Here is a 26,382-nt window from a genome sequence, read left to right on the forward strand (position 1 = left end):
CTGTGTTACTGATTGTTGCCGTAAAATGACTGTGCTTTCAAATCAATGCCTTGATCAGAAACCAATAAATTCTCACGGAGCAAGCATCTTGAGGTCACTTGAGTATAATAAACTCATCCTATGAATGAAAACAACAGACTATGCAATTTGAACCGATACTAGAAAGTGGCCGATTAATAAAACGCTATAAACGATTCCTGGCCGACATAGAATTAGAAGATGGCACAATCCGAACCATTCATTGTGCAAACACAGGTGCCATGACCGGGTGTGCTGAACCGGGAAACAAAGTTTGGTTCTCAACGTCTAGCAATATAAAAAGAAAATACCCTAATAGTTGGGAGTTAAGCCAAACCCCACAAGGTGATCTCATTGCCATTAACACTCTAAAAGCCAATCAACTTGCTGTTGAAGCGATCAAGAATGGCGTAATTAAAGAACTGTCTGACTATGAAAACCTTAAAACTGAAGTAAAATATGGTCGCGAAAATAGCCGAATTGATATCTATCTCCAATCAGAGCATAGAACACCGTGCTATATTGAAGTAAAAAGCGTGACCTTACTTGAGAAGAATGGACAAGGGTATTTTCCTGATACGGTCACGACGAGAGGGCAGAAGCATCTGCGTGAACTCACAGAAATGGTCAATTCTGGAAGCAGAGCCGTACTTTTGTTTACTGTTTTACATTCAGGGATTGAAAAAGTATCCGCTGCACACCATATAGATGCACATTATTCACAATTATTAAAACAAGCAAAAGAAGTTGGTGTAGAGATCCTCTGCTATAAAGCAGAAATATCAAATAGCAAAATGAATCTTGTGAAACCTATCCCGTTTATTGATAGTTAAGCAAAAACTGTTATGCGAAAATGATGCGATCTTCACACTGGGAACAATTAGAAAAATCCAGTGTTTGCTTCCAGCTTTTCTTTCTGCTAAAAATACCCGCCTTAAATTAACTGCAAATCAGTTAATAATTGGTGTAAGTAGGAGATGAGGTATGCCAGAAAAGAAAAAAGCGCTAGGCATCCTAGCCATTGCAGGTGTTGAGCCCTATCAGGAAAAAGCTGGTGAAGAATATATGTCACCAGAACAAATGGCTCATTTTACTAAGATTTTAGAAGCTTGGCGTAATCAACTTAGGGATGAAGTTGAGCGTACTGTGCACCATATGCAGGACGAAGCAGCAAATTTCCCAGATCCAGTTGATCGCGCATCACAAGAAGAGGAATTCAGTTTAGAACTTCGTAACCGTGATCGTGAACGTCGACTAATCAAAAAGATTGAGAAAACACTTCTCAAGATTGAAGAAGATGATTTTGGTTTTTGTGAATCTTGCGGTGTAGAAATTGGTGTTCGTCGCCTTGAAGCTCGCCCTACTGCCGATCTATGTATCGACTGTAAGACATTAGCTGAAATGAAAGAGAGACAGATGCAAGGTTAATCTTGCGTTACTGCTAAAAAGGAGCTTAGGCTCCTTTTTTTGTTGAAAGCGATACGTAACCCACTATGACATATATCGGTCGATTTGCCCCATCACCTTCAGGCCCTCTTCACTTTGGCTCATTAGTTGCAGCACTTGGGAGTTACTTTCAAGCTAAACACAACCATGGTTTGTGGTTAGTACGAATGGAAGATCTTGACCCTCCTAGAGAAGTGAAAGGTGCAGCTAAGCTTATTCTACAAGCATTAGAACATTATCAACTATTTTGGGATAGTGAAGTCATCTATCAAAGTCAACGTCATACTATTTATCAACAACAAATAGATAAGTGGCTAGACAATCAACAAGCTTATTACTGTCAATGCAGTCGAAAACAGATCAAGCAAAATGGCGGTTTCTACCAAGGAACGTGTCGGCAAAAAAACGTAGCCAGTACAGGCAATGCGATTCGGCTGGTTATGCAGCACCCTACTTATCAGTTTCAAGATAAAAAGCACGGCATAATTACCATTCCGCCACAATTGGCTAATGAAGACTTTATTATTAAAAGGCGTGATGGGCTTTTTGCTTATAACCTAGCGGTTGTTATTGATGATATTGAACAGAACATAACAGAAGTGGTTCGGGGTGCAGATTTAATTGAACCGACCGGTAGGCAAATAAGTCTTTATCAGACATTAGGTAAACATAGCGTCAGTTATCTGCACCTACCGTTAGCTTTAGATAGCAAAGGCAATAAGCTATCAAAACAAAATCATGCTCAACCCATCGATATTAAAAATGTAAAACCGACCCTACTTCAAGCTATGTTATTTCTGGGTTTTGTATTCCCCAAGGATATAGAACAGGGCTCAATAAAAGAGATTCTTCAGTGGGGATGTGAAAACTGGTCTATTTCCGCCCTAAGCGCAAAGACAGAAATCATGTCACCATTCTCAAATGAACATTCTCAAACGAACAACTCTACGTTATCATAGCGCGATAACCGTGAGGTAGAGGAATGAGCAAGAAATCGTCAGACTCAATTCCTTAGAAAGCAACGACAATTGCAGCAAAGACTAAATAAGATTTAATTGGAGAAATCGCTCTGAATATTATTACCCGTGATGAACACAGTATTTCCAGACAAGATATTAGCGAAAATGCGCTGAAAGTACTTTATCGCCTGCATAAAGCGGGTTATGACGCCTTTTTAGTTGGTGGTGGTGTTCGCGATCTTCTGTTAGGCCAGAAGCCAAAAGACTTTGATATTGCAACCAACGCAACACCTGAACAGATCAAGCAGTTATTTAGAAATTGCCGCTTAATTGGTCGACGTTTTCGCTTAGCACATATTATGTTTGGTCGTGAAATTATTGAAGTTGCTACTTTCAGAGGCCATCACCAAGAACCAACGAAAAACATCTCTGCCCAATCCGATGAAGGAATGTTGTTAAGAGACAATGTATACGGCTCTATTGAAGAAGACGCCGAACGCCGAGATTTCACTATCAACGCGATGTATTACAACATTGCCGACTACAGTATTCATGATTATGCCGAAGGGATGGAAGATCTAGAAGACCGTCTGATTCGTCTCATTGGAGATCCGCAAACTCGCTATAGAGAAGATCCAGTTCGAATGCTTAGAGCCGTTAGGTTCGCAGCCAAATTGGATATGGACATATGTGATACTACCGCAGACCCCATCCTAGAGCTTGCCCATTTATTAGAGGATATTCCTGCTGCTCGCCTGTTTGAAGAGTCATTAAAATTACTTCAATCCGGCCAAGGTCTGGAAACGTATTTCTTAATGCGGGACTACGATCTGTTTAATCCACTGTTTCCAATTATCGCACGCGACTTTACCGATGAAGGTGAAACTCATAGTGAGCAGATGCTGGAGCTGGTGCTAGAGTCTACTGATAAGCGAATTAATGAAGGCAAGCGTATCAATCCTGCCTTTATGTTTGCAGCAATGCTTTGGTACCCATTAAATAAAGAAGCGCAATCTCTTATTGATGATAAAGGTTTCAATTATTACGATGCCATAATGGAAGCCAGCAACACAGTATTGGATGTGCAAGTAAAAACCTTAGCGATCCCAAGACGCCATACCGCAACAATTAGGGAGATCTGGCAATTACAGCTAAGACTACCAAGAAGAAGCGGTAAGCGCGCACAACGCCTTATGGAACTAAACAAGTTCCGTGCAGGTTTTGATTTTCTTGAGATGCGCGGAAAAATTGAAGGTGGAGAGACTGCCGAATTAGCGGCTTGGTGGCAGACATACCAAAACGCTGGACGTAACATGCGACAAGCTATGGTGAATGAACTTGGTCAAGATAAGCCTAACTATCGCCGCCGCAAGAACTACCGCAATAAGAAGAGCAAAGCAACGTCATGATCAAGGTCTATATTGCTATCGGAAGTAACTTATCCGATCCGGTAGCACAAGCAAATAATGCCATCGTTGCATTGCAGTCCTTACCTGAGTCGAAGCTTATCCAAGTCTCATCGCTTTATAGCAGTACTCCAATGGGGCCGAAAGAACAGCCTGATTACATTAATGCTGTAGCGGAGATCGATACGGATTTATCTCCGCTAAAACTACTTGAGCAGACACAAAACATAGAGCAACGTCATGGTCGTGTTCGCAAGGAACAGCGTTGGGGGCCGAGAACTCTCGACCTCGATATTCTGCTGTTCGGCGATCAAACCATAGAGACAGAAAGATTAACCGTCCCTCATTACGGAATGAAAGAACGAGAGTTTGTTCTTTATCCACTTGCTGAAATCGCACCAGAATTAACACTACCCGATGGAACTAAGCTCCAACAGTTGATTAAAACAGTCGCTAAAAATGGGCTTAGTGTTTGGCAACCTTAGCCAAAATCGAATAAGGAATAACAATGAAAAAAATCACTATTAATGACTTAATTAAGTGGAAGCAAGAGGGTAAAAAATTTGCCTCCTCCACCGCTTATGACGCCAGTTTCGCCCAGCTATTCGAACAACAAGAGATGCCAGTATTATTAGTTGGTGACTCATTAGGTATGGTACTGCAAGGTAAAAACGATACCCTGCCAGTGACAGTACAAGATATTGTCTACCATACTCGCTGTGTTCGAGCGGGAAGCCCAAACAGTTTACTCATGGCTGATATGCCATTCATGAGTTATGCCACTGCCGAACAAGCCTGTGAGAATGCCGCTGAGTTAATGAGAGCTGGCGCTAACATGGTAAAAATTGAAGGTGGTGACTGGCTGGTAGAAACCATAGAGAAACTCACACAGCGAGCAGTACCTGTGTGTGCACACTTAGGCTTAACCCCTCAATCTGTTAATATTTTTGGCGGTTACAAAGTCCAAGGCCGTGATGATGAAAAAGCTGAAAGAATGATACAAGATGCACTGGCATTAGAAGCTGCTGGCGCTCAAATTGTACTGCTTGAATGTGTTCCTGCCTCTCTAGCAAAAAGAATCACTGAAGCCGTGAGTGTCCCCGTGATCGGTATTGGAGCCGGTAATGTGACAGATGGTCAAATCCTCGTTATGCACGACATGTTTGGCATTTCAGCTAACTATATGCCTAAGTTTTCAAAGAATTTCTTAGCGGAAACGGGTGATATTCGCTCGGCGGTTAGTCAATATATTGAAGATGTGCATTCTGGTGCTTTCCCTAGCCCAGATCATACCATCGCGTAAGGTATAGAAGATGCAAACATTTGCAAATACTCAATCTCTGCAACAGCAGCTTGTTGAGCATCGTCGTGAAGGCAAAACAATCGCGTTGGTCCCTACCATGGGAAACTTGCATCAAGGACATTTAACCTTAGTAGAGGAAGCGGCCAAATTAGCAGATATTGTCGTCGTGACTATTTTTGTTAATCCTATGCAGTTTGAAAGAGCAGATGACCTCGCTAACTACCCAAGAACATTACAGCAAGATAGTGAAAAACTTGCACAAGCTGGGGTGGATTTTCTGTTTACTCCAACTAGCGAAGTCATGTATCCAGACGGGTTGGATAAGCAGACATTTGTAGAAGTCCCAACACTATCTCACATGCTAGAAGGTGCCTCTCGTCCCGGACATTTTCGTGGTGTGGCGACAATCGTAACAAAACTGTTTAATCTCGTTCAGCCTGATATTGCCTGCTTCGGAAAGAAAGATTACCAACAGTTAGCCGTTATTCGAAAAATGGTCACCGATCTCTGTATGAATATTGAGATAAAGGGCGTCGCTACGGTTCGCGAATCAGATGGTTTAGCCATGAGCTCTCGGAATGGATTATTGACCGAAGAACAACGCAAACAAGCGCCTACAGTAGCAAAAACCATGAACTGGATTGCAGGCCACGTCTCTCTTAACGAGCAGAACAATACCGAACTTATTGAACAAGCCTGCCAACAACTGCTTGCTGAAGGGTTGCAACCCGATGAGATATTTATACGAGATGCAGCGACGCTAGAATCACTTAACTGTGACTCAACTCATGCGGTTATTTTAATGTCGGCTTTTTTAGGTAAAGCGAGATTAATTGACAATCAAGTACAGGCACTTTAGCGCGTTACTATTTTAGTATGTACAAAAAATGGCGGTCATATGACCGCCATTTTTCTATTTAACCTCAACAAAACACCCGTGCACTAACTTCTTAGACCTATCCCTTTCGTCACTAAATAGTGAGCGATGGCGTAAAGTACCACAACAAAAGCCAGCAATACACTAAATGAAGTCACAATAGCCACATCTGATACGCCTAAGAAACCATATCGGAAGGCGTTTACCATATACACTATTGGATTGATTTTAGATACACCCTGCCAAAGTTCGGGTAATAGATTAATCGAGTAAAATACACCACCTAAGTAAGTTAACGGCGTTAATACAAAGGTCGGGATGATGGAAACATCATCAAATGTTTTAGCAAAAATGGCATTGATTAAACCACCTAGTGAAAAAACAACGGATGTCATAAAGACGGTTGCAATAATGATTCCCCAATGATCTACCTGAAGATCGACAAAAAACAGAGAAACAACCGTAACAATAGCCCCCACAGCTAATCCACGAGCGACGCCACCCATGACAAAACCCAAAATAATTATGTAATTGGGCACCGGGGCGACAAGTAACTCTTCTATATTTCGTTGAAATTTTGAGCTAAAAAATGAGGACGCAACATTAGAATAGGAGTTGGTTATAACAGACATCATAATCAAACCTGGAACAATGTATTCCATATAGCTAAAGCCGTTCATTTCACCTATTCGTGAACCAATAAGGTTACCAAATATTATAAAATACAGCGTCATGGTGATTGCTGGCGGTACAAGAGTCTGAACCCAGATGCGGGTAAAGCGGTTAATCTCTTTCGTTAACAGGCTTTTAAAAGCCGTCCAGTATAATTGATACATTGTGTTCTACTTCCCACTCTGATCGCGTACGATGCCGACAAAAAGCTCTTCCAATCGGTTTGCTTTGTTGCGCATTGATAGCACATTAATGCCTTGTGATGTTAGCTGTGAAAACACCTGATTCAGCCCCTGAGTTTTATCAATCTCAATCTCAATTGAATCATTGTCCAATACGCTTGTTTTCACCCCCTGCAGATCAGGACGCTCACTTCCAGGCTGAAGATCCAAAATAAACGTCTCTACGTGCAAGGTGTTTAACAAGTTCTTCATTGTGGTATTTTCAATTAACTCACCACGATTAATAATGCCGATGTTTCGACACAGCATCTCAGCTTCTTCAAGGTAATGGGTAGTTAAGATGATGGTTATGCCTTGCTTATTTATTCTCTTTAAGAAATCCCACATTGAGCGACGTAATTCAATATCAACCCCTGCGGTAGGCTCATCCAAAATTAAAATATTGGGTTCATGCATCAAGGCACGAGCGATCATTAATCGCCTTTTCATACCACCAGATAGGTTTCTCGCACGCTCTGTACGCTTATCCCATAAATCAAGCTGAGTCAGGTACTTCTTCGCCCTCTCTTTAGCCATCTCGGGTGTCACACCATAATAACCCGCTTGTTGGATTACGATCTGCTCAACCGTTTCAAACTGATTAAAGTTAAACTCTTGCGGTACTAACCCTAAATTCTGCTTTGCTCGCTCAAGTTCGTCATCAATATCATGACCAAACACTTTTACCCGACCAGAAGTTTTATTTACCAGTGAAGAGATAATACCTATCGTGGTAGATTTACCCGCCCCATTGGGACCAAGCAAGGCATAAAAATCACCTTTCTCTACTTGTAAGCTCACGCCTTTGAGGGCTTCGAATCCACCTGCGTAAGTTTTGGTTAAATTCTCGATTTCTAATGCATACATAATTTAATTCTTGTCTTATTTAGAAGCGCAGCCAATCTTTCTGCTTAGCTTATATATGGAGCTGAATAGAAAAAAAACAACGGTTTTAATTAGATTTAGCTAATAAAAATACCGACACCGCCAGAGCAAATTCACCACCGGCCAGATCACAGGGATAACTACTCCAACCAGTACATAATTGACATAAAATTTCCGAGTACCTAAGCGAAACCTTGTGTATAGTACCGAGAGCAAAAAGGGGATTTACATGCCAGATATAAAAAATTTATTTGAAAAAAATGCGGCTTGGTCAGATAAAATGACCTCCGAAAGCCCGGAATATTTCACTAAATTAGTTAATAGACAGAGACCAGAGTATCTATGGATAGGGTGTTCTGATAGTCGAGTACCTGCAGAACTATTAACAGGGTTAGACTCCGGTGAGTTATTTGTTCACCGAAACGTAGCCAATCAAGTTATTCACACTGATTTAAACTGTCTGTCCGTTGTTCAGTACGCCATTGATGTATTAAAAGTTAAGCACGTTATAGTTTGTGGACATTATGGCTGCGGAGGCGTAAATGCCTCTATTGACAACCCGCCTCTAGGCTTAATTAACAACTGGATTCTTCATGTGAGGGATCTGTACCTAAAACATCGTGGCTGGCTTGGTAAGCTTCCTGAAGAGCAGCTTGGTGACCGACTCTGTGAGATTAACGTAGCGGAGCAAGTTTATAACCTAGGTAACTCTACCATCATGCAAAATGCATGGGAGAGAGGCCAAAAGGTCGATGTACATGGCGTGATCTATGGAATTGGTGACGGAAAACTTGTCGATTTAGGCATGCGGTGTGACAGCAGAGAGTCACTAGAAATTGTCTATCAAGATGCGATAAAAAATATCACTGACGGTAAATTGCTTAAGTAAGCGAGACAAAAAATGGGAGGCCAATCGATTGCCTCCCATTTTAAAAAAACGATTACTCTTGAGGAACAACTTTGCCAATGTAAGGCAAATGGCGGTACTTCTGAGCGTAATCAATACCAACACCAACAACGAACTCATCAGGAATTTCAAAGCCAATCCATTTTACATCCACTTCCACTTCGCGGCGAGAAGGCTTATCCAGCAGAGTACAAATTTGAATCGAATTTGGTTCTCGAATAGACAGAATTTCGCACACCTTGCTCAGGGTATTACCGGTATCAATGATGTCTTCCACTAAAAGAACATCTTTCCCTTTTATATCGTCATCCAGATCCTTAAGAATACGAACATCGCGAGAACTCTCCATACTATTTCCATAGCTCGATGCTGTCATAAAGTCCACGCAGTGGTTCATCTCAATAGCACGTGCAAGATCCGCCATAAAAACAAATGAGCCTCTTAGCAGACCAACTAAAACAAGTTCTGTTGAATCCCCGTAGTGCTCGGTAATTTGTTTACCCAATTCAATAACACGTTTCTGTACCTCTTGTTCAGAGATCATCACTTCAACTGTATGTTTCATTTTTTACTCGTTCCGTTAATCACCCGCCTATTATACTCAAGTAGTTTGAATATGCTTGCTTGAGAAAAAATTTTTGCTATTTTTTATTTTTTCTATTGCTGTTGAAACTGTTATTTCATGCGGGATATTGACGAAAATAATTCACTCAATCTTGCCGAATTCTTGCTCAATCTCAAATTAATGACATAAATATAAACAACAGCATTTGACCAATCGTATATGCACTTGTACACTCATCATGACGATATAAAAGTCAATATAACTATTAGAAATATAAAACAATCAACATCTTGGCAAGGTATATATAATGGATATGATTACAAAACGTCCTAGAACGCGTCTTTCTCCTCAAAAAAGAAAGCTTCAACTCATGGACATAGCACTAGAAGTATTTGCTCGTCGCGGTATTGGCCGTGGCGGTCACGCAGATATCGCCGATGTCGCACAGGTATCGGTAGCAACAGTATTTAACTACTTCCCTACCAGAGAAGATCTGGTTGACGAAGTCCTTCACCATGTTGTTCGTAATTTCTCAGGCTTTCTTAATGAGAATATCGACACATCACTACACGCGAAAGAGAACCTTAAAAATATTAGTCTACAGTTAATCGAACTGGTTCAGGAAGATAACTATTGGCTGAAAGTTTGGTTTGAATGGAGCGCATCAACACGTGATGAAGTATGGCCGCTGTATATGTCTCTTAATAAAAACAGTCGCCTATTGGTACAAAACATGTTTGAACAATCTATCTCTCGCGGTGAGATATGTGACAAACAAGATCCTGAAAATCTAACCAAAATGTTTCAGGCTATCTGTTATGCCATCTACCTAGAAGCACACAGAAACCCAGACCCAGACCATTTACATCAGTTTGCAGACAGTTTCTTAAATATGATTTGCATCTATAAAGAAGATTGATCCCACTCTTCTTTATAAGTAGATAATCAGCTTATCGCAGATAGAAAAAAACCGCCAAATAGGCGGTTTTTTATTAACCGTTTATCGCTAAATTATTTCTTCTTTTTAGCTTTAGCATTTGGAAGATCGGTAATCGTACCTTCAAATACTTCTGCGGCTAAACCAACAGACTCATGCAGAGTCGGGTGAGCATGGATAGTCAATGCGATATCTTCCGCATCACAACCCATCTCAATAGCCAAACCGATTTCACCTAACAGCTCACCACCATTAGTACCAACAATTGCACCACCAATCACTCGGTGTGTCTCTTTGTCAAAAATCAGCTTAGTCATACCGTCTGCACAATCGGAAGCGATAGCACGTCCAGACGCAGCCCATGGGAAGGTTGCAACTTCATACTTAAGACCTTCTTCTTTCGCTTCTTTCTCTGTCTTACCTACCCAAGCGACTTCTGGCTCAGTATAAGCAATCGAAGGAATTACTTTAGGATCAAAGTAGTGTTTCTTACCAGAGATGACTTCTGCAGCGACATGCCCTTCATGCACACCTTTGTGAGCAAGCATTGGTTGACCAACAATATCACCAATAGCGTGAATATGAGGGATATTCGTACGCATCTGCTTATCAACATTGATAAAGCCACGTTCATCCACTTCAATGCCGGCTTTCTCTGCATCAAGCAGCTTACCATTTGGTACACGACCAATAGCCACAAGAACCGCGTCATAACGCTCAGGTTCTGCAGGAGCCTTCTTACCTTCCATAGTAACGTAGATACCGTCTTCTTTAGCTTCAACAGCGGTTACTTTGGTTTGTAGCATCAAGTTGAACTTGTTCTTAATGCGTTTGGTATAGACTTTAACGATATCTTTATCAGCGGCAGGAATCACTTGATCGAACATCTCTACAACATCGATCTGAGATCCCAGAGAGTGATACACAGTTCCCATTTCAAGTCCGATGATACCACCGCCCATGATCAGTAACTTACCTGGAACTTCTTTCAGCTCAAGAGCATCTGTTGAGTCCCAAATACGCGGATCTTCATGAGGAATGAAGGGTAATTTAATCGGGCGAGAACCCGCAGCAACAATGGCATTATCAAAGTTAACCGTGGTTTTACCTTCTTCACCGTCCACTTCGATAGAGTTAGGGCCAGTAAATTTACCAAAACCATTTACTACCGTTACTTTACGCATCTTAGCCATTCCGCCAAGACCACCAGTAAGCTGATTAATTACCTTTTCTTTCCAAAGACGGATTTTAGTAATATCCGTTTGCGGCTCACCAAACACGATACCGTGCTCAGCTAGCGCTTTGGCTTCTTCAATTACTTTTGCCACGTGAAGTAGTGCTTTTGATGGGATACACCCAACATTAAGACACACACCACCTAGCGAGCTATAACGCTCAATTAATACGGTTTCCAATCCTAGGTCTGCACAGCGGAATGCAGCAGAGTATCCAGCTGGTCCCGCACCAAGTACAACCACTTGGGCTTTAATTTCTTTGCTCATTGTGACCTCTTGTAGTCATTATCCCTAATAGGCTGATGTTCTTTTTCTTTTCAGACCGCGATAGTTTACAAAGATGTTAACGAAGTGAAAAGAAATTCCCCGTAGCCTGTGAGCTATACAACAATTCCTCTTGATGAAAATTCAATTGAAGCGGAATCGGTTGCTCTCATGATGAAAGATAAGGTGGTTATACAACCACCTTATCATCTATACGTTACAGTACTAAACGACGGATATCAGACAGACATCCATTTAAGTAAGTAATAAAGCGCGCACCTTCTGCACCATCAACCACACGGTGATCATACGATAGTGACAAAGGAAGTTGCAGACGTGGAACGAAGTCTTGTCCATTCCAAACTGGCTTCATTTCAGACTTAGACACACCTAAGATTGCCACTTCTGGTGCATTAACGATCGGCGTAAATGCCGTACCACCAATACCACCAAGACTTGAAATAGTGAAACAACCACCTTGCATATCTGCTGCGGTCAGTTTACCTGAACGCGCTTTCTTCGATACAGCCATGAGCTCTTCTGAAAGCTCATAAATACCTTTTTTGTTCACATCTTTAAAGACAGGTACAACAAGGCCATTCGGTGTATCTACTGCGATACCAATATTTACATACTGCTTCAGAATCAGGTTTTCACCATCTTCAGAAAGAGAAGAGTTGAAGGATGGGAATGCTTCTAACGCCTTCGCAGCCGCTTTCATGATAAAGACAAGAGGGGTAATTTTAATACCCGAATCTCTCTTAGCTTCAGCCGCATTCTGCTCCTTACGGAATTTCTCTAGCTCAGTGATGTCAGCATTATCCCATTGTGTCACATGAGGAATCATCACCCAGTTACGGTGTAAATTGGCACCAGAGATTTTCTTAATGCGTGACAAAGGTTTCGTTTCAATATCACCAAACTTACTGAAATCGATATTCGGCCATGGTAGTAAACCAAGAGCGCTACCGTCACCTTTGCCTGAGCCTGCACCAGCTTCTAGACGTTTAAGCGCTTCTTTTACATAGCTTTGAACATCTTCTTTAAGGATACGGCTCTTACGACCAGTTCCTTTTACTTTGGCAAGGTTAACACCAAACTCGCGAGCAATTCTGCGTACAACAGGTGATGCATGCGCGTACTCGTGGTTTTCTTTAAACTCTTCTGCCGAAGCAGATTTTTGTTCTACCGCTGCTTTTGCAGGTTCAGCCGCTTTAGGCGAATCCGCGACAGACGGTTCTGCAACAGCTGTCGCAGCCGTTGGCGCTGCTGGCGCACTACCAAGAGTTTCAAAGACCATAATCAATGAACCCGTTGATACTTTATCGCCTTCAGCAACTTTGATCTCTTTTAGCGTACCATTAAATGGCGCTGGTACTTCCATTGAAGCTTTATCACCTTCAACAGTAATGAGTGATTGCTCTTCTTCAATCTCATCACCAATAGAAACCATGATCTCTGTTACTTCAACTTCATCACCACCAATATCAGGTACGGTGACTTCTTTAAGTTCAGCCGCCGCTACCGGAGCAGGAGCCGCATCAGCAGCAGGCGCTTGAGCTGGCTCAGCTTCACCGGCGCTTTCTTCTGTATCAAAAATCATGATTAATGAGCCAGTGGTGACTTTATCACCTTCAGCTACTTTAATTTCTTTTACTGTACCCGCTTGCGATGCAGGTACTTCCATTGAAGCTTTATCACCTTCAACGGTAATAAGAGACTGTTCTTCTTCAACCTTGTCACCAACGCTTACAAGAATTTCAGTAACTTCAACCTCATCGGCACCAATATCAGGTACATTAATTTCGATTGCCATTATTTATTACCTCTTAAGCGTATAGCGGATTTGTTTTTTCAGTATCGATATCAAACTTCTTGATAGCTTCAGCTACCACTGAGTTTTTAATATCACCACGTTTAGCTAACTCACTAAGAGCTGCAACCACTACGTAGCCTGCATTCACTTCAAAATGACGACGTAAGTTATCACGGCTATCTGAACGACCGAAACCATCAGTACCCAGCACTTTATAAGACTCTGCTGGAACATATGCGCGAACTTGTTCCGCATAGTTTTTCATGTAATCCGTTGCTGCAATAGCAGGCTCAGTACCCATCACTTCAGCAATATAAGGAACCTGTGCTTTCGCTTCTGGGTGAAGCATATTGAAACGCTCTACCGCTTGTCCATCACGAGTCACTTCGTTGAAAGAAGTCACAGAATAAACATCTGACGACACGCCATACTCTTCACTCAGAATCTCTGCCGCTTTACGAACTTCATTCATGATAGTACCAGAGCTCATCAATTGAACTTTGGCCTTCTTACCACGGCCTTTCGCTTTATGACTCTCTAGTTTATAGATACCTTTACGAATACCCTCTTCTGCCCCTTCAGGCATCGCTGGCATAGCGTAGTTTTCATTCATTAGAGTCAGGTAATAGAATACGTTCTCTTGATTCTCACCGTACATACGACGGATACCATCTTGCATAATAACCGCCAACTCATAAGCAAACGTTGGATCGTAAGAGATGCAGTTAGGCACTGTATTAGCTTGAATATGAGAATGACCATCCTCATGCTGCAAACCTTCACCGTTCAATGTTGTACGACCGGCAGTCGCACCCAGTAGGAAACCACGAGCTTGCTGGTCACCGGCCATCCATGCCATATCACCAACACGTTGGAAACCAAACATAGAGTAGTAAATGTAGAATGGAATCATTGGCAAGTCATTGGTGCTGTATGATGTTGCTGCCGCTACCCAAGATGACATTGCGCCCAGTTCATTGATCCCTTCTTGGAGAACTTGTCCTGATGTTGCTTCTTTATAGTAAGACACCACACCACGATCTTCTGGCGTATATTCCTGACCATGTGGGTTATAAATACCGACCTGACGGAATAGACCTTCCATACCAAAAGTACGGGCTTCATCAGCGATAATAGGAACAATATTCTTACCAATGCTCTTATCTTTTAGCAAAACATTAAGCGAACGAACAAATGCCATCGTGGTTGAAATATCACGCTTCTGCTCCACTAATAGTGCAGAAAATGCATCAATTTCTGGTACGACAAACTCTTGGCTAAACTTAGGCAAGCGCTTAGGTGTATAACCATGTAACGCATTACGACGAGCGTGAAGATAGTTAAACTCAGCAGAACCTTCTTCTAACTTCAAGTATGGAAGTTGTTTGATTTGCTCATCATCAAGAAGGTCTTGTAGGCCAAGACGATCACGCATGTGCTGAACATGGGACATATCCATTTTCTTAACACCGTGCGCAATGTTTTGTCCTTCCGCGGCTTTACCCATGCCATAACCTTTAATGGTTTTAGCAAGAATAACCGTTGGGCGGCCATCAGTTTGCTCAGCATTTTTGAACGCAGCGTACAGTTTAGATGAGTCATGTCCGCCACGTTTTAGAGCGAAGATCTCATCGTCTGTCATATCGGCAACTAATGCTGCAGTTTCAGGATAACGTCCAAAGAAATGTTCACGTACGTACGCGCCATCTTTAGACTTAAATGTTTGGTAGTCACCATCCACAACTTCGTTCATCAACTGAAGAAGTTTACCAGAGGTGTCTTTTGCTAGTAGAGCATCCCAGCTGCTACCCCAGATAACTTTAACTACATTCCAACCCGCCCCTTTAAACAGGCCTTCCAGTTCTTGAATGATCTTGCCATTACCCATCACTGGGCCATCAAGACGCTGTAGATTACAGTTAATAACAAAACAGAGGTTATCCAGTTTTTCGCGAGCTGCAAATGAGATTGCGCCACGAGATTCTGGCTCATCCATTTCACCATCACCAAGGAAAGCATATACACGTTGCTCGCTAGTCTCTTTTAGCTCACGGCCTTCAAGATATTTAAGGAAACGCGCTTGGTAGATTGCAGAGATTGGTCCTAGACCCATTGATACAGTTGGGAACTGCCAAAACTCAGGCATTAATTTAGGGTGAGGATAAGAAGGAATACCTTTACCATCAACTTCTTGACGGAAGTTATCCAGTTGCTCTTCAGTTAAACGGCCTTCAACAAAAGCACGGGAATAGATACCCGGAGAGATATGACCTTGATAATAAACTAAGTCACCACCGTCTTTTTCATTTGGAGCGCGGAAGAAATGGTTGAAACATGTCTCATAGAATGCTGCGGATGATTGGAATGACGCCATATGGCCACCAAGATCGAGATCTTTTTTAGAGGCACGAAGTACAATCATGATGGCATTCCATCGAATGATTGAACGAATACGTCGCTCTAATGTTGTGTCACCTGGGTAGGCAGGTTCTTGATCGGCTGGGATGGTATTAATGTAGTTTGTAGTGATACCAGTTGGCATATCTACACCATCAAGGCGTGCTTTATCTAAAACTTGCTCTAGTAAGAACTGGGCACGCTCGACACCTTCTTCACGTACTACTGATTCAAGAGCTTGTAGCCACTCTTGTGTTTCCAGTGCATCAACGTCATTCTTCATGACTTCAGACATGGCGGTCTATCCTTTTGTTAGTTGGATCTAATGAACATGCAATGAACCAATTAAGACTCATTACTTTGCTGGATTCTGCGTAACGAGCGCTTTCTTCGGCTCTCTTCACGAGTTAAGTCCAACAATGTTTCTTCGATATAAGCTAAATGAGAATGAGACATTTCACGAGCCAGTTTAGGCTCTCCAGAAAGTATCGCATCAACGATATTAGCTCTGTGTCTACTTACTTTATCCACCACTTCATTGCGGCGATGTAATAGTTTTAAATTCTGTAATACATTTTGCTCTAGAAGAGGTGCCAAGCTTCGAACAATGTGTAACAACACAACATTGTGAGCGGCTTCTGTGATAGCAATTAGTGAGTCCATCACGGCTGCGGCTTCGTCCGCAACGTTCTTCTCTTCTTCAGCTTTAAAAATTCGTTCCTGACATTGACGAATTCTTGAAAAATCTTCTTCAGTGCCACGCAAGGCTGCAAAATAGGCAGAAACACCTTCGAGTGCGTGACGAGACTCCAGTAAGTCTAGTTGAGCTTCTTGATGAGTCGACAATAAATCGAGTAAAGGATCTGAAAAACCTTGCCAAAGAGACTCACTGACAAATGTCCCACCACCTTGACGGCGAGTGAGCAAGCGTCTTGCCTCTAAGCGTTGGATTGCTTCTCGAATAGAAGGACGTGACACATCAAACTGTAAAGCCAGCTCTCGCTCCGGTGGCAACTGCTGCCCTGGAGAAAATGTTCCTTCCATTATCAGCCGCTCTAGCTCTTTTTCTATAACATCTGAGAGCTTAGGCTGACGAATCCTTTGATAAGCCATTTCGGTTTTGTCTACTCTTATTATTAATTTTGAATATGTAAATTGGTAATACCAATTTCAGAGTGGCGTAAAATTTAACATAAGCCCAACCTTTATGTCCAGATGAAAATTGATATAAGTCATAAAATGCTTTTAATTTAACGGGTTAATAACATAATAAGTCATTATGTGAACAACAAAGAGGGCAAGGCATTACATTTGCACCAAAGAATATGCAACTTGATATTAAAAATTGGTTATTTAAAACGTTTGGTTATTAAAAACAGAGGCTTATTTAAAAAGGTATGATGAGTTGAGCAAGGAACCACCTAAAATCGGGGGGCCTGCGAGTCGAGTTATCTGAGTGTAGTCAGTCAATAAAAGTAAACTCGCACTTGTGTTGCTAGCAGGATCACGCTCTGCCCTTACTTGCAACACTCAACAGGAAGTGGGGGTACTTTATAAATCAGAGCCATTAATCAACTGACGATAATGGCGCCAATCAAACACCAAGCCCGGATCAGTTTTTCGCAACGGTGCAATATATTGATGACCGGTAATTCTTTGCGAAGTAATCATGGGAAATCGGTTCTGCAACAGTAACGTCAACTGACTCAAGGACAGATACTGCTCATCAGTATAAGCATCAAAATCCGTACCTTCTAACTCAATGCCAATAGAGTAATCATTACATCGCTCTACTCCAGCATAGCTCGACTGTCCAGCGTGCCAGGCTCTATCATAAAACGAGACAAATTGTATTATTTCTCCCGTTCTCTTTATTAGGCAGTGAGCGGATACCCGCATAGTATGTATCACCTTGAAAAAAGGGTGAGCATCAGGGTTTAATTGACCCGTGAAGAAATGCTCGATCGAATCATTACCATACTCTCCCGGAGGTAAGCTAATATTATGTATCACTAACAAAGAGATATCAGCATTGTCTGGTCGATAATCAAAATGTTCAGAAGAGACCTTTTTTACCTTCTGTAGCCATCCATCATTATCAATAATCATTCAACTTCCACCATCATTCTAACTAAAGGGTATTTTACAGCGAAATTATACGTTCTTTTGAGAGATTTACTGCTGAATTTCTTCACAAGCAGGAGTATTATGCCTGTCACCTCAACTTCTTTGATGCCAATTCGATGATAAAAAATACTCATAATAGCCAAGCTCGACTTGAATACTTAAAAAAACAACTGCCTCTTGAGATAACTCGTGCTGTTGCCGAAACATTACGTGAGGATCTCGGTGGCTCACTAGAGTCTAGTGCTGACATAACCGCTAATTTGATCCCAGCAGATGCTCAAAATACCGCGACAATCATCACTCGTGAACAGGGAATTTTTTGCGGGCAAGCTTGGGCAGACGAAGTATTTGTTCAGCTAGGAAATGAAGTCAAAATTGAGTGGCACGTTAACGATGGTGACTCAGTTGAACCAAACCAAGTTTTATGTACATTAAGTGGGCCATCTCGCGTATTGCTAACGGGTGAACGAAATGCCATGAATTTTATTCAAACACTTTCAGGCTGCGCCACCACAACCGCACGTTATGCAGAAAAATTAGCCGGAACGAATTGCCGACTTTTGGATACTCGTAAAACGATCCCGGGGCTGCGTAGTGCTCTGAAATATGCGGTAACTTGTGGGGGTGGTTTTAACCACAGAATTGGCGTGTTTGATGCTTACTTAATAAAAGAGAATCACATTATTGCTTGTGGTGGCATAGAGAAAGCGATCAGTACAGCCAAGCAGCTCAATCCGGGCAAACCCGTGGAGATTGAAACAGAGTCGCTGCAAGAGCTGCAAGCGGCTATTGATGCTGGTGCTGATATCGTGATGCTGGATAACTTCACTACTGACATGATGCGTGAAGCGGTAAAAATAAATGCGGGACGTGCTGCACTGGAAAACTCAGGCAATGTCACACTCGATACCATTCGTGAATATGCTGAAACAGGGGTTGACTATATCTCTGTTGGCGCACTCACTAAGCATCTGAAAGCGATGGATCTCTCCATGCGTTTTAAATAGGGCATTTACGTAGTGCGTCTTAAGTAATGCGTTTACACGCCAATGAATAGCAAAACAGCACCTTACGTTCACTTACATGTTTCGCTTCTGAGGTAACAAGCTCTGTTACCTCATTTATCATTTTTCTAACTGTCTCGAAAGCTATTACAATCAGGGGCCTCCCCTCTCATTAATAGTTTTACTCTCGCCCCAAATTACAGCTATTTTTGTTTCTCTATTTACTTGTTCTGTTTACTTTTTGCTCATCTTCGACAACTGCGAATAATGACCAACATGAAGAAAACAACAACAGGTTTTACCTTAATCGAATTGATGATCGTTGTGGCAATCATTGGCATCCTATCTAGCTATGCCATTCCCGCCTACAACAATTATATTAAGAAAAGTGAAATAGCCTCAGCGCAAGCGACGCTTCGTGCCCTTATTCCTCCGGCAGAAATGTGGTATCTAGAAAATGGTAACTTTTCCAGTAGCAACATTCTGCAACAATTAGGCAGCGCACCGAATGTCAATCCATTAGGAACCATAGCTCTGAATAACAAAGGGGTACTGTCATTTACCTTTTCTGAACATTCTCATTTCTCATCTCAAAGCACACTAAACTACCGAAGAACATCGAACGGTTGGCAGTGTTACGTTAACAGCAAAGAACTTGAGACAAAAAACTGTGCATATGGCAGTGAGAAAGAAACGGATTAGGCTAACTATGCAAACAAATTTAGTCACGGCTTTGCAGCAAGGTAACTTTCTTTGCGAACAGCAAACAGCACAAATTACTCAGCACATTGAGCAACAAAAAAGCTCCGTATCCCAAGCGATATTGCAGCTCAATATTCTTTCTGCTGAACAGCTACAGCAGTATGTCTCACAATTATTTCACCTTACGAAAGTAGATATTCATCAATTTCAACACTTCACCCATTGTCACGAAGCCGATCTAACACCATTGATCATTAAGCATCACGCTTTGCCCATAAAACAAGAAGAACAATTACTTACACTTGCGATCCTTGATCCTAGCAACCTTGCTGTTGAACGTGATTTTCGCTTTTTTACCGGACTGCAGACCGAGTTAGTGGTTGCTAATTACTATGACTTATCGCTAGTGATAGAGAAACTCAATCAGCACTCTACCTCGCATCTGGTCAAAACCACCAGCGAAGATACAGCATCACTCGAACAGCAAGATAATTCAGTTAATGAGTTTATTGAGCAAGTAATTACAGATGCCGTCAATAGAGGCGCATCGGATATTCACTTCGAACCTTATAAAGAGCGTTACCGTATCAGAATAAGGTGTGACGGGTTGTTACTTGAAGCTCAGCATCCGCCCCACTATCTCGCTCAACGCATCGCTGCGATTATAAAAATACAAGCAAAGCTAGATATCACCGAGAGGCGAATACCGCAAGATGGACGCATTTTTACACCACTGGCCAACAACAATTCCGTTGATTTAAGAGTATCCACCCTGCCCTGTATTTGGGGAGAAAAGCTGGTGTTGAGAATACTTAATAATCGAAGAACACTTCTAACCTTGGATGATCTTGGTCTTCATCCCCAACAAAAAACACTCTTTCTCGACGCCCTTAACCAAGCTCAAGGTATGATTCTCGTGACTGGCCCCACAGGAAGTGGCAAAACCGCCTCTTTATACGCAGGCTTAACAACGATTAATACGCCACAACGAAATATATCTACCGCGGAAGATCCTATAGAAATTAATCTCTTTGGCATCAATCAAGTGCAAGTGAACGACAAGATATCCCTCGACTTTAATACAATATTACGCACCCTATTGAGACAAGATCCGGATGTTATTATGGTCGGCGAGATACGTGATAAAGAAACCGCTACCATTGCAATAAAGGCAGCGCAAACAGGACACCTAGTTTTATCTACGTTACATACAAACTCTGCCGTCGATACTCTTATCCGGTTAAATAATATAGGCATCGAGAGCTACAACTTAGCCGCCTCCTTATCTCTGATCATCGCACAAAGGCTGATTAGAACTCTCTGCCCTCACTGCAAACTTGCCACTAAGGTCTCTGATACAGCTTCTGGCATTACTGGGCTACCTGTAAATAGCCCTATTTATGCTGCCCAATCAGCCGGATGTAACCGTTGTAATAATGGCTATAAAGGTCGCATAGGCATTTTTGAAGTATTACCGATAGATGATGAGATTAAAGCCGCGATGACCAAACCATTTAACCCAGCAGACATTTTATCTTTGGCAGAAAAGAGAGGAAACTCAAGCTTACAGCACTCTGCACGGATCTACTTGCAAAAGGGAGTAACAAGCATCGAAGAGCTGCAAAGAGTATTAGGTGCTCAATGAGCAAATCAACCACAACGTCTTACCTTTATCATTGGCAAGGTATAGACGCGAGTAAACAGCGGGTAAAAGGCGTATTAAGAGCAGAGAATCAAAACCAAGCCATAATTAAATTGAAAAAAGAAAACCTTAAGATCATTAAAATACATCGTCAGTCTAAATTTCACCTAAACGTTACATCATCTAAAATCACTTCAGCGGAAATAACCCTGTTTACTCGTCAACTATCCACAACCATCAGTTGCGGCATTCCCTTAACCCAATCATTACAATTACTCTCAGCCCATCAGAAAAACGACCGATTTAAAGCCTTAATTATGCAAATCATAGGGCATATTGAGTCGGGCCATTCACTGTCCGATGCATTACGCTTAGGTGATGAACATTTTGACTCTTTCTATATCCAACTTGTTGCCATCGGAGAGATGACGGGAGCGCTGCAGCCGATTTTTCAGCGTCTAGCTGACTTACGAGAAAATCAGCAAAAAATGAGACAAAAAGCCATTAAAGCCATGATCTATCCAAGCGTCATTATTATCACCGCTATTTTCATCACCGCCATCATACTAACAACCATTATCCCTGAATTTGCCCAGCTGTTTAAAAGCGTCAATGCGGAACTGCCACTCTATACACAATACTTAATACTCATATCTAACTGGCTGAAAAATCATATTATTACTCTCTGCTTACTGCTCATCTCCGCGATATCACTGTTCATATTTGCGTTGCATAAGTTCCCGGCATTTAATCTATGGTTTAGCCAACAGACAACCAAACTCCCTTTGCTTGGGGTCATTATACAAAAATGTGCGCTGCTCTCTTTCAGCTACGGTTTATCACTCACATTAAGCTCTGGGATCCCTATATTAACGGCGCTAAAAAACGTCTCTCTCAATATAAACAATCGCTATTATCAACATATAATGACCGTTATTTATCAAGACATATCTCGAGGGACAACACTGCATTCTGCTTTGCAAAAGCAGGGGGATTTACCAGATTATTTTCTACAAATGGTTATGGTTGGAGAACAGTCCGGCACATTAGATACCATGCTCAGCCGCGTCGCTAGCCAGTATGAACACGAGGTTGATGACACAATAGATAACCTACATAAAATACTGGAACCTTCGATTATGATACTGCTAGGTTTAATTATAGGAACATTAATAGTTTCAATATATCTTCCTATCTTTAACTTAATGACAGTAATGGGATAGAATGCTTTTTATAGTTAATTATAGAGATGCACAATGGAAGCATTTTACTTATATCCTTGGCTTTTTCCTGTTTTGGCCGGAGTGTTTGGTCTCATTGTTGGTAGCTTTTTAAATGTCGTTATTTATCGATTACCAATAATGATGGAAAGAGAGTGGAAACAAGATTGCGCGGAGACGTTTCCAGAACTTGATATTAAGGTAGATCAGAGCACTTTTAATCTCAGCAAACCCAACTCTAGTTGCCCAAAATGCGGCGAAAGCGTTCGCATCATTGATAATATTCCGTTATTCAGTTGGCTCTTACTAAGAGGAAAGTGTCACCACTGCTCGGAACCAATTAGCCCCCGTTATCCTCTTATTGAACTCCTCACTGCGCTACTTTGCACAATAACAGCATTAAAGTTGGGTTTTAGCCCTTTTAATGCCGCTCTACTGTTTTTTATTTTTGCACTAATTGCCGCAACCTTTATCGACTTAGATACCATGCTACTGCCAGATCAAATTACCTTACCGTTAATGTGGGCGGGGATCGCAACAGTGCTATTAGGTTGGAACCCCGTCAGTTTGCATGATTCCGTTATCGGGGCAATGGTGGGCTATCTATGTTTATGGAGTGTTTACTGGTTATTTAAGCTGGCGACCGGCAAAGAAGGAATGGGCTATGGTGACTTCAAGTTGCTCGCCGCTCTAGGAGCTTGGCTTGGCTGGCAAAGTCTTCCCATCATAGTACTTCTCTCTTCATTGGTGGGTTTGGTTTTTGGTGTTATACAGTTACGACTACAAAAAAAGGGTATAGACAAATCATTTCCATTTGGCCCATATCTCGCCATTGCAGCATGGATAAGCCTGCTTTGGGGTACAGATATTACCAACTGGTATTACAGTACAATTTTAGGATATTAATATGCCATTGATCGTTGGGTTAACTGGAGGTATCGCCTCAGGGAAAACCACTGTCGCCAACCTTTTTCAACAGCACTTTTCTATTGAGATCATTGACGCTGATGTTATTGCGAGAGATGTTGTAACAAAAGGCAGTAAGGGCTTAGATGAAATTGTTAACCATTGTGGTGAAGGCATACTATTAGAAGATGGTACTCTTAACCGTAGCGCCTTACGAGAGAAAGTATTCGCTTCACCAAATGAGAAAAAATGGCTAGATTCGCTACTTCATCCAATGATTCGCCAAAAGATGCAGCAAGATATAAGCAAGATAACAACACCTTATGCACTTTTAGTGGTTCCCTTATTGGTTGAAAATCAACTACAATCAATGGCAGACAGAATTTTAGTCATTGATGTGAGTCCTGAGATACAACTCAAACGCACTATCGCGCGCGACAATGTGTCACAAACTCAAGCGAATGCCATACTTGCCTCTCAAGCGAGTAGAGAGGTTCGTTTGCAGTTTGCAGATGATATTATTAATAATGATAACCATGAACTGTTGCCTCAGGTTACTCAACTGCACAATCAATATATGGCGTTGGCAGTTAATTTAGATAAATAGCTTTAGGAGCTAAATAAGGTCGCGGAATGACGATTCATAAATTTGAACATCCATTAAATGAAAAAACTCGTATTTATCTTAGAGTAGAATCTTTGCTAAGACAGATGCACCATTCTGCGAAATTTTCAGACAATTTACAGTATCAGCAGTTTTTCCGTTCTATTTTTGATCTGCTAGAGATATTCGAGCAAATCCAGTTAAAGGCTGAACTGGCCAAAGATCTTGAAAAACAGCGATTAACTTACAAGAACTGGCTAAACGTTGATGGTGTTGATCAAGAGACGCTATTGTCCGTTCTTAAAGATATTGATTCAGTACATAAGACTTTGATGGCCGCAGAACGATTTGGCCGTTCATTAAAAGAAGAGCGTTTTTTAAGCTCAATACGTCAACGATTCAATCTACCGGGAGGAACCTGCTGTTTTGACCTCCCTGCGCTTCATTACTGGAACCACCTTCCTTTGGAGCAGAGAATCCGCAATGCTGAACAGTGGATGGAAACATTACAACCACTATCTGAATCTTTAAATTTATGGTTAAAACTGTGCCGTGAAACAGGCTATTTCACCCCTCAAATTGCGAGAAATGGTTTTTTCCAAAGTGACGCAGAAGAAGCCAACATATTGCGTTTAAATATTCCGCTTCAGCACGGAGTATTCCCTATGATTTCTGGTCACAAAAATCGCTTTGCTATCAAATTTATGTCATTCGAGTCTGGTCAAGCCTATAGCCAAGATGTTGAATTTGAACTGGCCATTTGTAGCTAATCTCAGCGAGAAACTCATTTTTAGTCAATACGTTTTTAATCTAATTAACCTCACAAGTTGAGGTTAATTAGGTTGTTAGGAGTTATATTATTATGTCAAAACCAACGATTGTAAAATGTCCCGGCTGCCAAGCAGAAGTAGTTTGGGGGGAAGAGAGTCCCTTCCGACCATTTTGTAGCAAAAAGTGCCAAATAATTGATTTTGGAGGATGGGCTGACGAAGAGAATTCCATTGCCGGTGCTCCAGACATGTCTGATTCGGATGGTTGGTCGGAAGACGCACAATAAAAAAAGGGCTCCTTTCGGAGCCCTTTTTCTTTTGAGAAATGCTGGTTATAGCATTACTTCTTAGCAAGTTTCTCTTTAATACGAGCAGACTTACCAGAACGTTCACGTAGGTAGTACAACTTGGCACGACGTACTGCACCACGGCGTTTAACTTCGATGCTATCAACCATTGGAGAGTGTGTTTGGAACGTACGCTCAACACCTTCACCGTTCGAGATTTTACGAACTGTGAAAGCTGAATGTAGACCACGGTTACGTACAGCGATTACAACGCCTTCAAAAGCCTGTAGACGCTCACGGTCACCTTCTTTTACCTTAACCTGAACAACAACAGTGTCACCTGCGCCGAATTTAGGAAGGTCTGATTTCATTTGCTCTTCTTCAAGAGCTTTGATGATGTTACTCATTTTGTAAATTCCTAGAATAAACTGATACTAATATAAATAGGTTACTTTGCGTTATATTCGATCACGCATGATCGGCAATAAACTCTGCTAGTAATTGTTCCTGTTCGTCAGTCAGAGCTAGGTTTTCCAGGAGCTCTGGTCTTCTTAGCCAAGTACGGCCTAGCGATTGTTTTAATCGCCAGCGACGAATGTCCTTATGGTTTCCAGATTTTAGTACCTGAGGTACTTCTTTTCCATCCAACATTTCAGGACGCGTATAATGGGGACAATCTAACAGCCCATTAGCAAAAGAGTCTTCTTCTGCTGACGCAAAATCACCAAGTACACCCGGTATAAACCGTGATACTGAATCAATTAACGTCATGGCTGGTATTTCACCACCCGTCATTACAAAATCTCCAATTGACCATTCTTCGTCAACTTCAGACTGAATGACACGCTCATCTATCCCTTCATAACGACCACAAATAAGAACAATGTTTTCATTTGTTGCCAGTTCTTCAACCCCTTGTTGGTCTAACTTACGACCTTGAGGAGAAAGATAGATAACTTTCGTCTTTCCCGGTGCTGCTTGTCTGGCTGTTGCAATGGCATCGCACAGAGGCTGAACCATCATTAACATTCCAGGGCCACCACCGTAAGGTCTATCATCAACAGTTCGATGTTTATCATGAGTGAAATCTCTAGGATTCCATGTCTCAACTGTTAAAAGACCTTTTTTTACCGCTTGACCTGTTACTCCAAAATCAGTCACGCTACTGAACATTTCAGGAAAAAGGCTAATTATGCCAACCCACATCTGTTC

The 26,382-nt window shown here is 41.7% G+C and carries 27 protein-coding genes; 17 read left to right on the plus strand and 10 right to left on the minus strand.

The window, feature by feature from the left end; translation table 11 throughout:
- Window positions 1-140 precede the first annotated feature (140 nt).
- The 7 genes from sfsA to panC all read left to right on the plus strand — a co-directional run bounded on the left by sfsA (window position 141) and on the right by panC (window position 5,991).
- Window positions 141-851 carry a DNA/RNA nuclease SfsA gene (gene sfsA, locus CHJ_RS11950; protein ID WP_317917755.1) on the plus strand — a complete coding sequence of 237 codons (711 nt, stop codon included), beginning with the start codon at window positions 141-143 and terminating at the stop codon, window positions 849-851.
- Between the two features lie 151 nt (window positions 852-1,002).
- A complete protein-coding gene (gene dksA / locus CHJ_RS11955) occupies window positions 1,003-1,446 on the plus strand; it encodes an RNA polymerase-binding protein DksA (RefSeq protein ID WP_171751272.1) in 444 nt (147 codons plus the stop codon).
- A gap of 65 nt (window positions 1,447-1,511) precedes the next feature.
- A complete protein-coding gene (gene gluQRS / locus CHJ_RS11960; RefSeq protein WP_317917756.1) occupies window positions 1,512-2,423 on the plus strand; it encodes a tRNA glutamyl-Q(34) synthetase GluQRS in 912 nt (303 codons plus the stop codon).
- A 95-nt stretch (window positions 2,424-2,518) separates the two neighbouring features.
- A complete protein-coding gene (pcnB, locus tag CHJ_RS11965; protein ID WP_171752718.1) occupies window positions 2,519-3,832 on the plus strand; it encodes a polynucleotide adenylyltransferase PcnB in 1,314 nt (437 codons plus the stop codon).
- Entirely contained in the window at window positions 3,829-4,314 is a 486-nt protein-coding gene (gene folK / locus CHJ_RS11970; protein WP_171752715.1) for a 2-amino-4-hydroxy-6-hydroxymethyldihydropteridine diphosphokinase, read from the plus strand. Before pcnB ends, folK begins: the two co-directional genes overlap by 4 nt.
- Before the next feature lie 23 nt (window positions 4,315-4,337).
- Complete coding sequence (gene panB, locus CHJ_RS11975; RefSeq protein ID WP_317917758.1) at window positions 4,338-5,132, plus strand: 3-methyl-2-oxobutanoate hydroxymethyltransferase; 795 nt, start codon at window positions 4,338-4,340, stop codon at window positions 5,130-5,132.
- 10 nt (window positions 5,133-5,142) lie between these two features.
- Window positions 5,143-5,991 (plus strand): pantoate--beta-alanine ligase, encoded by an 849-nt coding sequence (gene panC, locus CHJ_RS11980; protein WP_317917759.1) that lies wholly within the window; start codon window positions 5,143-5,145, stop codon window positions 5,989-5,991.
- Between the two features lie 83 nt (window positions 5,992-6,074).
- Here panC and CHJ_RS11985 read toward each other — a convergent pair whose 3' ends face one another.
- Window positions 6,075-6,845, minus strand: a complete 771-nt coding sequence (locus CHJ_RS11985; protein WP_317917760.1) for an ABC transporter permease — start codon at window positions 6,843-6,845, stop codon at window positions 6,075-6,077.
- 6 nt (window positions 6,846-6,851) lie between these two features.
- Window positions 6,852-7,769, minus strand: coding sequence for an ABC transporter ATP-binding protein (locus CHJ_RS11990; RefSeq protein ID WP_171752711.1), 918 nt, complete (start codon window positions 7,767-7,769; stop codon window positions 6,852-6,854).
- Between the two features lie 247 nt (window positions 7,770-8,016).
- Here CHJ_RS11990 and can point away from each other — a divergent pair, with 247 nt between their 5' ends.
- Window positions 8,017-8,676, plus strand: coding sequence for a carbonate dehydratase (gene can, locus CHJ_RS11995; RefSeq protein ID WP_171752710.1), 660 nt, complete (start codon window positions 8,017-8,019; stop codon window positions 8,674-8,676).
- Between the two features lie 52 nt (window positions 8,677-8,728).
- Here can and hpt read toward each other — a convergent pair whose 3' ends face one another.
- Complete coding sequence (gene hpt / locus CHJ_RS12000) at window positions 8,729-9,259, minus strand: hypoxanthine phosphoribosyltransferase (RefSeq protein WP_171752709.1); 531 nt, start codon at window positions 9,257-9,259, stop codon at window positions 8,729-8,731.
- A gap of 307 nt (window positions 9,260-9,566) precedes the next feature.
- Between hpt and CHJ_RS12005 the strand changes: the two genes are divergently transcribed.
- On the plus strand, window positions 9,567-10,178 hold the full coding sequence (locus CHJ_RS12005) for a TetR/AcrR family transcriptional regulator (protein ID WP_317917762.1): 612 nt from the start codon (window positions 9,567-9,569) through the stop codon (window positions 10,176-10,178).
- A 92-nt stretch (window positions 10,179-10,270) separates the two neighbouring features.
- On the opposite strand, the gene lpdA is transcribed toward CHJ_RS12005, so the two are convergent.
- The 5 genes from lpdA to ampD all read right to left on the minus strand — a co-directional run bounded on the left by lpdA (window position 10,271) and on the right by ampD (window position 18,017).
- Entirely contained in the window at window positions 10,271-11,698 is a 1,428-nt protein-coding gene (gene lpdA, locus CHJ_RS12010; RefSeq protein WP_171752707.1) for a dihydrolipoyl dehydrogenase, read from the minus strand.
- A gap of 214 nt (window positions 11,699-11,912) precedes the next feature.
- Window positions 11,913-13,511 carry a pyruvate dehydrogenase complex dihydrolipoyllysine-residue acetyltransferase gene (aceF, locus tag CHJ_RS12015; protein ID WP_317917763.1) on the minus strand — a complete coding sequence of 533 codons (1,599 nt, stop codon included), beginning with the start codon at window positions 13,509-13,511 and terminating at the stop codon, window positions 11,913-11,915.
- A gap of 13 nt (window positions 13,512-13,524) precedes the next feature.
- A complete protein-coding gene (aceE, locus tag CHJ_RS12020) occupies window positions 13,525-16,203 on the minus strand; it encodes a pyruvate dehydrogenase (acetyl-transferring), homodimeric type (protein WP_317917764.1) in 2,679 nt (892 codons plus the stop codon).
- Between the two features lie 50 nt (window positions 16,204-16,253).
- Window positions 16,254-17,021, minus strand: coding sequence for a pyruvate dehydrogenase complex transcriptional repressor PdhR (gene pdhR, locus CHJ_RS12025; protein WP_171752704.1), 768 nt, complete (start codon window positions 17,019-17,021; stop codon window positions 16,254-16,256).
- A gap of 438 nt (window positions 17,022-17,459) precedes the next feature.
- Complete coding sequence (gene ampD / locus CHJ_RS12030; RefSeq protein WP_317917765.1) at window positions 17,460-18,017, minus strand: 1,6-anhydro-N-acetylmuramyl-L-alanine amidase AmpD; 558 nt, start codon at window positions 18,015-18,017, stop codon at window positions 17,460-17,462.
- A 137-nt stretch (window positions 18,018-18,154) separates the two neighbouring features.
- On the opposite strand from ampD, the gene nadC reads away from it, so the two are divergent.
- From nadC to yacG, 8 genes are all read left to right on the plus strand, one after another.
- Window positions 18,155-19,042 carry a carboxylating nicotinate-nucleotide diphosphorylase gene (nadC, locus tag CHJ_RS12035; RefSeq protein WP_171752717.1) on the plus strand — a complete coding sequence of 296 codons (888 nt, stop codon included), beginning with the start codon at window positions 18,155-18,157 and terminating at the stop codon, window positions 19,040-19,042.
- Window positions 19,043-19,306: 264 nt separating this feature from the next.
- The gene (locus tag CHJ_RS12040; protein WP_171752702.1) at window positions 19,307-19,741 is read left to right on the plus strand and encodes a prepilin-type N-terminal cleavage/methylation domain-containing protein; all 435 of its coding nucleotides are present in this window, start codon (window positions 19,307-19,309) and stop codon (window positions 19,739-19,741) included.
- A gap of 7 nt (window positions 19,742-19,748) precedes the next feature.
- Window positions 19,749-21,386 carry a GspE/PulE family protein gene (locus tag CHJ_RS12045; RefSeq protein ID WP_317917766.1) on the plus strand — a complete coding sequence of 546 codons (1,638 nt, stop codon included), beginning with the start codon at window positions 19,749-19,751 and terminating at the stop codon, window positions 21,384-21,386.
- Window positions 21,383-22,606 carry a type II secretion system F family protein gene (locus CHJ_RS12050; protein ID WP_317917767.1) on the plus strand — a complete coding sequence of 408 codons (1,224 nt, stop codon included), beginning with the start codon at window positions 21,383-21,385 and terminating at the stop codon, window positions 22,604-22,606. The genes CHJ_RS12045 and CHJ_RS12050 overlap by 4 nt, the downstream gene beginning before the upstream one ends.
- Before the next feature lie 33 nt (window positions 22,607-22,639).
- Window positions 22,640-23,509 carry a prepilin peptidase gene (locus tag CHJ_RS12055; protein ID WP_317917768.1) on the plus strand — a complete coding sequence of 290 codons (870 nt, stop codon included), beginning with the start codon at window positions 22,640-22,642 and terminating at the stop codon, window positions 23,507-23,509.
- Window position 23,510: 1 nt separating this feature from the next.
- On the plus strand, window positions 23,511-24,116 hold the full coding sequence (gene coaE / locus CHJ_RS12060; RefSeq protein ID WP_317917769.1) for a dephospho-CoA kinase: 606 nt from the start codon (window positions 23,511-23,513) through the stop codon (window positions 24,114-24,116).
- A 26-nt stretch (window positions 24,117-24,142) separates the two neighbouring features.
- Window positions 24,143-24,883 (plus strand): cell division protein ZapD, encoded by a 741-nt coding sequence (zapD, locus tag CHJ_RS12065; protein ID WP_171752697.1) that lies wholly within the window; start codon window positions 24,143-24,145, stop codon window positions 24,881-24,883.
- Between the two features lie 92 nt (window positions 24,884-24,975).
- Window positions 24,976-25,170, plus strand: coding sequence for a DNA gyrase inhibitor YacG (gene yacG / locus CHJ_RS12070; RefSeq protein ID WP_317917770.1), 195 nt, complete (start codon window positions 24,976-24,978; stop codon window positions 25,168-25,170).
- A 53-nt stretch (window positions 25,171-25,223) separates the two neighbouring features.
- On the opposite strand, the gene rplS is transcribed toward yacG, so the two are convergent.
- Both rplS and trmD read right to left on the minus strand, forming a co-directional pair.
- Window positions 25,224-25,577, minus strand: a complete 354-nt coding sequence (rplS, locus tag CHJ_RS12075) for a 50S ribosomal protein L19 (protein ID WP_171752695.1) — start codon at window positions 25,575-25,577, stop codon at window positions 25,224-25,226.
- Between the two features lie 61 nt (window positions 25,578-25,638).
- Window positions 25,639-26,376, minus strand: a complete 738-nt coding sequence (gene trmD / locus CHJ_RS12080) for a tRNA (guanosine(37)-N1)-methyltransferase TrmD (protein WP_171752694.1) — start codon at window positions 26,374-26,376, stop codon at window positions 25,639-25,641.
- Window positions 26,377-26,382: the final 6 nt, after the last annotated feature.

It is taken from the genome of Vibrio sp. MACH09 (assembly GCF_033238805.1).
Taxonomy (GTDB): Bacteria; Pseudomonadota; Gammaproteobacteria; order Enterobacterales; family Vibrionaceae; genus Vibrio.

Bases quoted from the DNA above. Each gene is read 5' to 3' on its own strand.
- sfsA (WP_317917755.1), top strand. From the start codon at position 141: ATGCAATTTGAACCGATACTAGAAAGTGGCCGATTAATAAAACGCTAT.
- dksA (WP_171751272.1), top strand. From the start codon at position 1,003: ATGCCAGAAAAGAAAAAAGCGCTAGGCATCCTAGCCATTGCAGGTGTT.
- gluQRS (WP_317917756.1), top strand. From the start codon at position 1,512: ATGACATATATCGGTCGATTTGCCCCATCACCTTCAGGCCCTCTTCAC.
- folK (WP_171752715.1), top strand. From the start codon at position 3,829: ATGATCAAGGTCTATATTGCTATCGGAAGTAACTTATCCGATCCGGTA.
- panB (WP_317917758.1), top strand. From the start codon at position 4,338: ATGAAAAAAATCACTATTAATGACTTAATTAAGTGGAAGCAAGAGGGT.
- panC (WP_317917759.1), top strand. From the start codon at position 5,143: ATGCAAACATTTGCAAATACTCAATCTCTGCAACAGCAGCTTGTTGAG.
- CHJ_RS11985 (WP_317917760.1), bottom strand. From the start codon at position 6,845: ATGTATCAATTATACTGGACGGCTTTTAAAAGCCTGTTAACGAAAGAG.
- CHJ_RS11990 (WP_171752711.1), bottom strand. From the start codon at position 7,769: ATGTATGCATTAGAAATCGAGAATTTAACCAAAACTTACGCAGGTGGA.
- can (WP_171752710.1), top strand. From the start codon at position 8,017: ATGCCAGATATAAAAAATTTATTTGAAAAAAATGCGGCTTGGTCAGAT.
- hpt (WP_171752709.1), bottom strand. From the start codon at position 9,259: ATGAAACATACAGTTGAAGTGATGATCTCTGAACAAGAGGTACAGAAA.
- CHJ_RS12005 (WP_317917762.1), top strand. From the start codon at position 9,567: ATGGATATGATTACAAAACGTCCTAGAACGCGTCTTTCTCCTCAAAAA.
- lpdA (WP_171752707.1), bottom strand. From the start codon at position 11,698: ATGAGCAAAGAAATTAAAGCCCAAGTGGTTGTACTTGGTGCGGGACCA.
- aceF (WP_317917763.1), bottom strand. From the start codon at position 13,511: ATGGCAATCGAAATTAATGTACCTGATATTGGTGCCGATGAGGTTGAA.
- aceE (WP_317917764.1), bottom strand. From the start codon at position 16,203: ATGTCTGAAGTCATGAAGAATGACGTTGATGCACTGGAAACACAAGAG.
- pdhR (WP_171752704.1), bottom strand. From the start codon at position 17,021: ATGGCTTATCAAAGGATTCGTCAGCCTAAGCTCTCAGATGTTATAGAA.
- ampD (WP_317917765.1), bottom strand. From the start codon at position 18,017: ATGATTATTGATAATGATGGATGGCTACAGAAGGTAAAAAAGGTCTCT.
- CHJ_RS12040 (WP_171752702.1), top strand. From the start codon at position 19,307: ATGACCAACATGAAGAAAACAACAACAGGTTTTACCTTAATCGAATTG.
- CHJ_RS12045 (WP_317917766.1), top strand. From the start codon at position 19,749: ATGCAAACAAATTTAGTCACGGCTTTGCAGCAAGGTAACTTTCTTTGC.
- CHJ_RS12050 (WP_317917767.1), top strand. From the start codon at position 21,383: ATGAGCAAATCAACCACAACGTCTTACCTTTATCATTGGCAAGGTATA.
- CHJ_RS12055 (WP_317917768.1), top strand. From the start codon at position 22,640: ATGGAAGCATTTTACTTATATCCTTGGCTTTTTCCTGTTTTGGCCGGA.
- coaE (WP_317917769.1), top strand. From the start codon at position 23,511: ATGCCATTGATCGTTGGGTTAACTGGAGGTATCGCCTCAGGGAAAACC.
- zapD (WP_171752697.1), top strand. From the start codon at position 24,143: ATGACGATTCATAAATTTGAACATCCATTAAATGAAAAAACTCGTATT.
- yacG (WP_317917770.1), top strand. From the start codon at position 24,976: ATGTCAAAACCAACGATTGTAAAATGTCCCGGCTGCCAAGCAGAAGTA.
- rplS (WP_171752695.1), bottom strand. From the start codon at position 25,577: ATGAGTAACATCATCAAAGCTCTTGAAGAAGAGCAAATGAAATCAGAC.
- trmD (WP_171752694.1), bottom strand. From the start codon at position 26,376: ATGTGGGTTGGCATAATTAGCCTTTTTCCTGAAATGTTCAGTAGCGTG.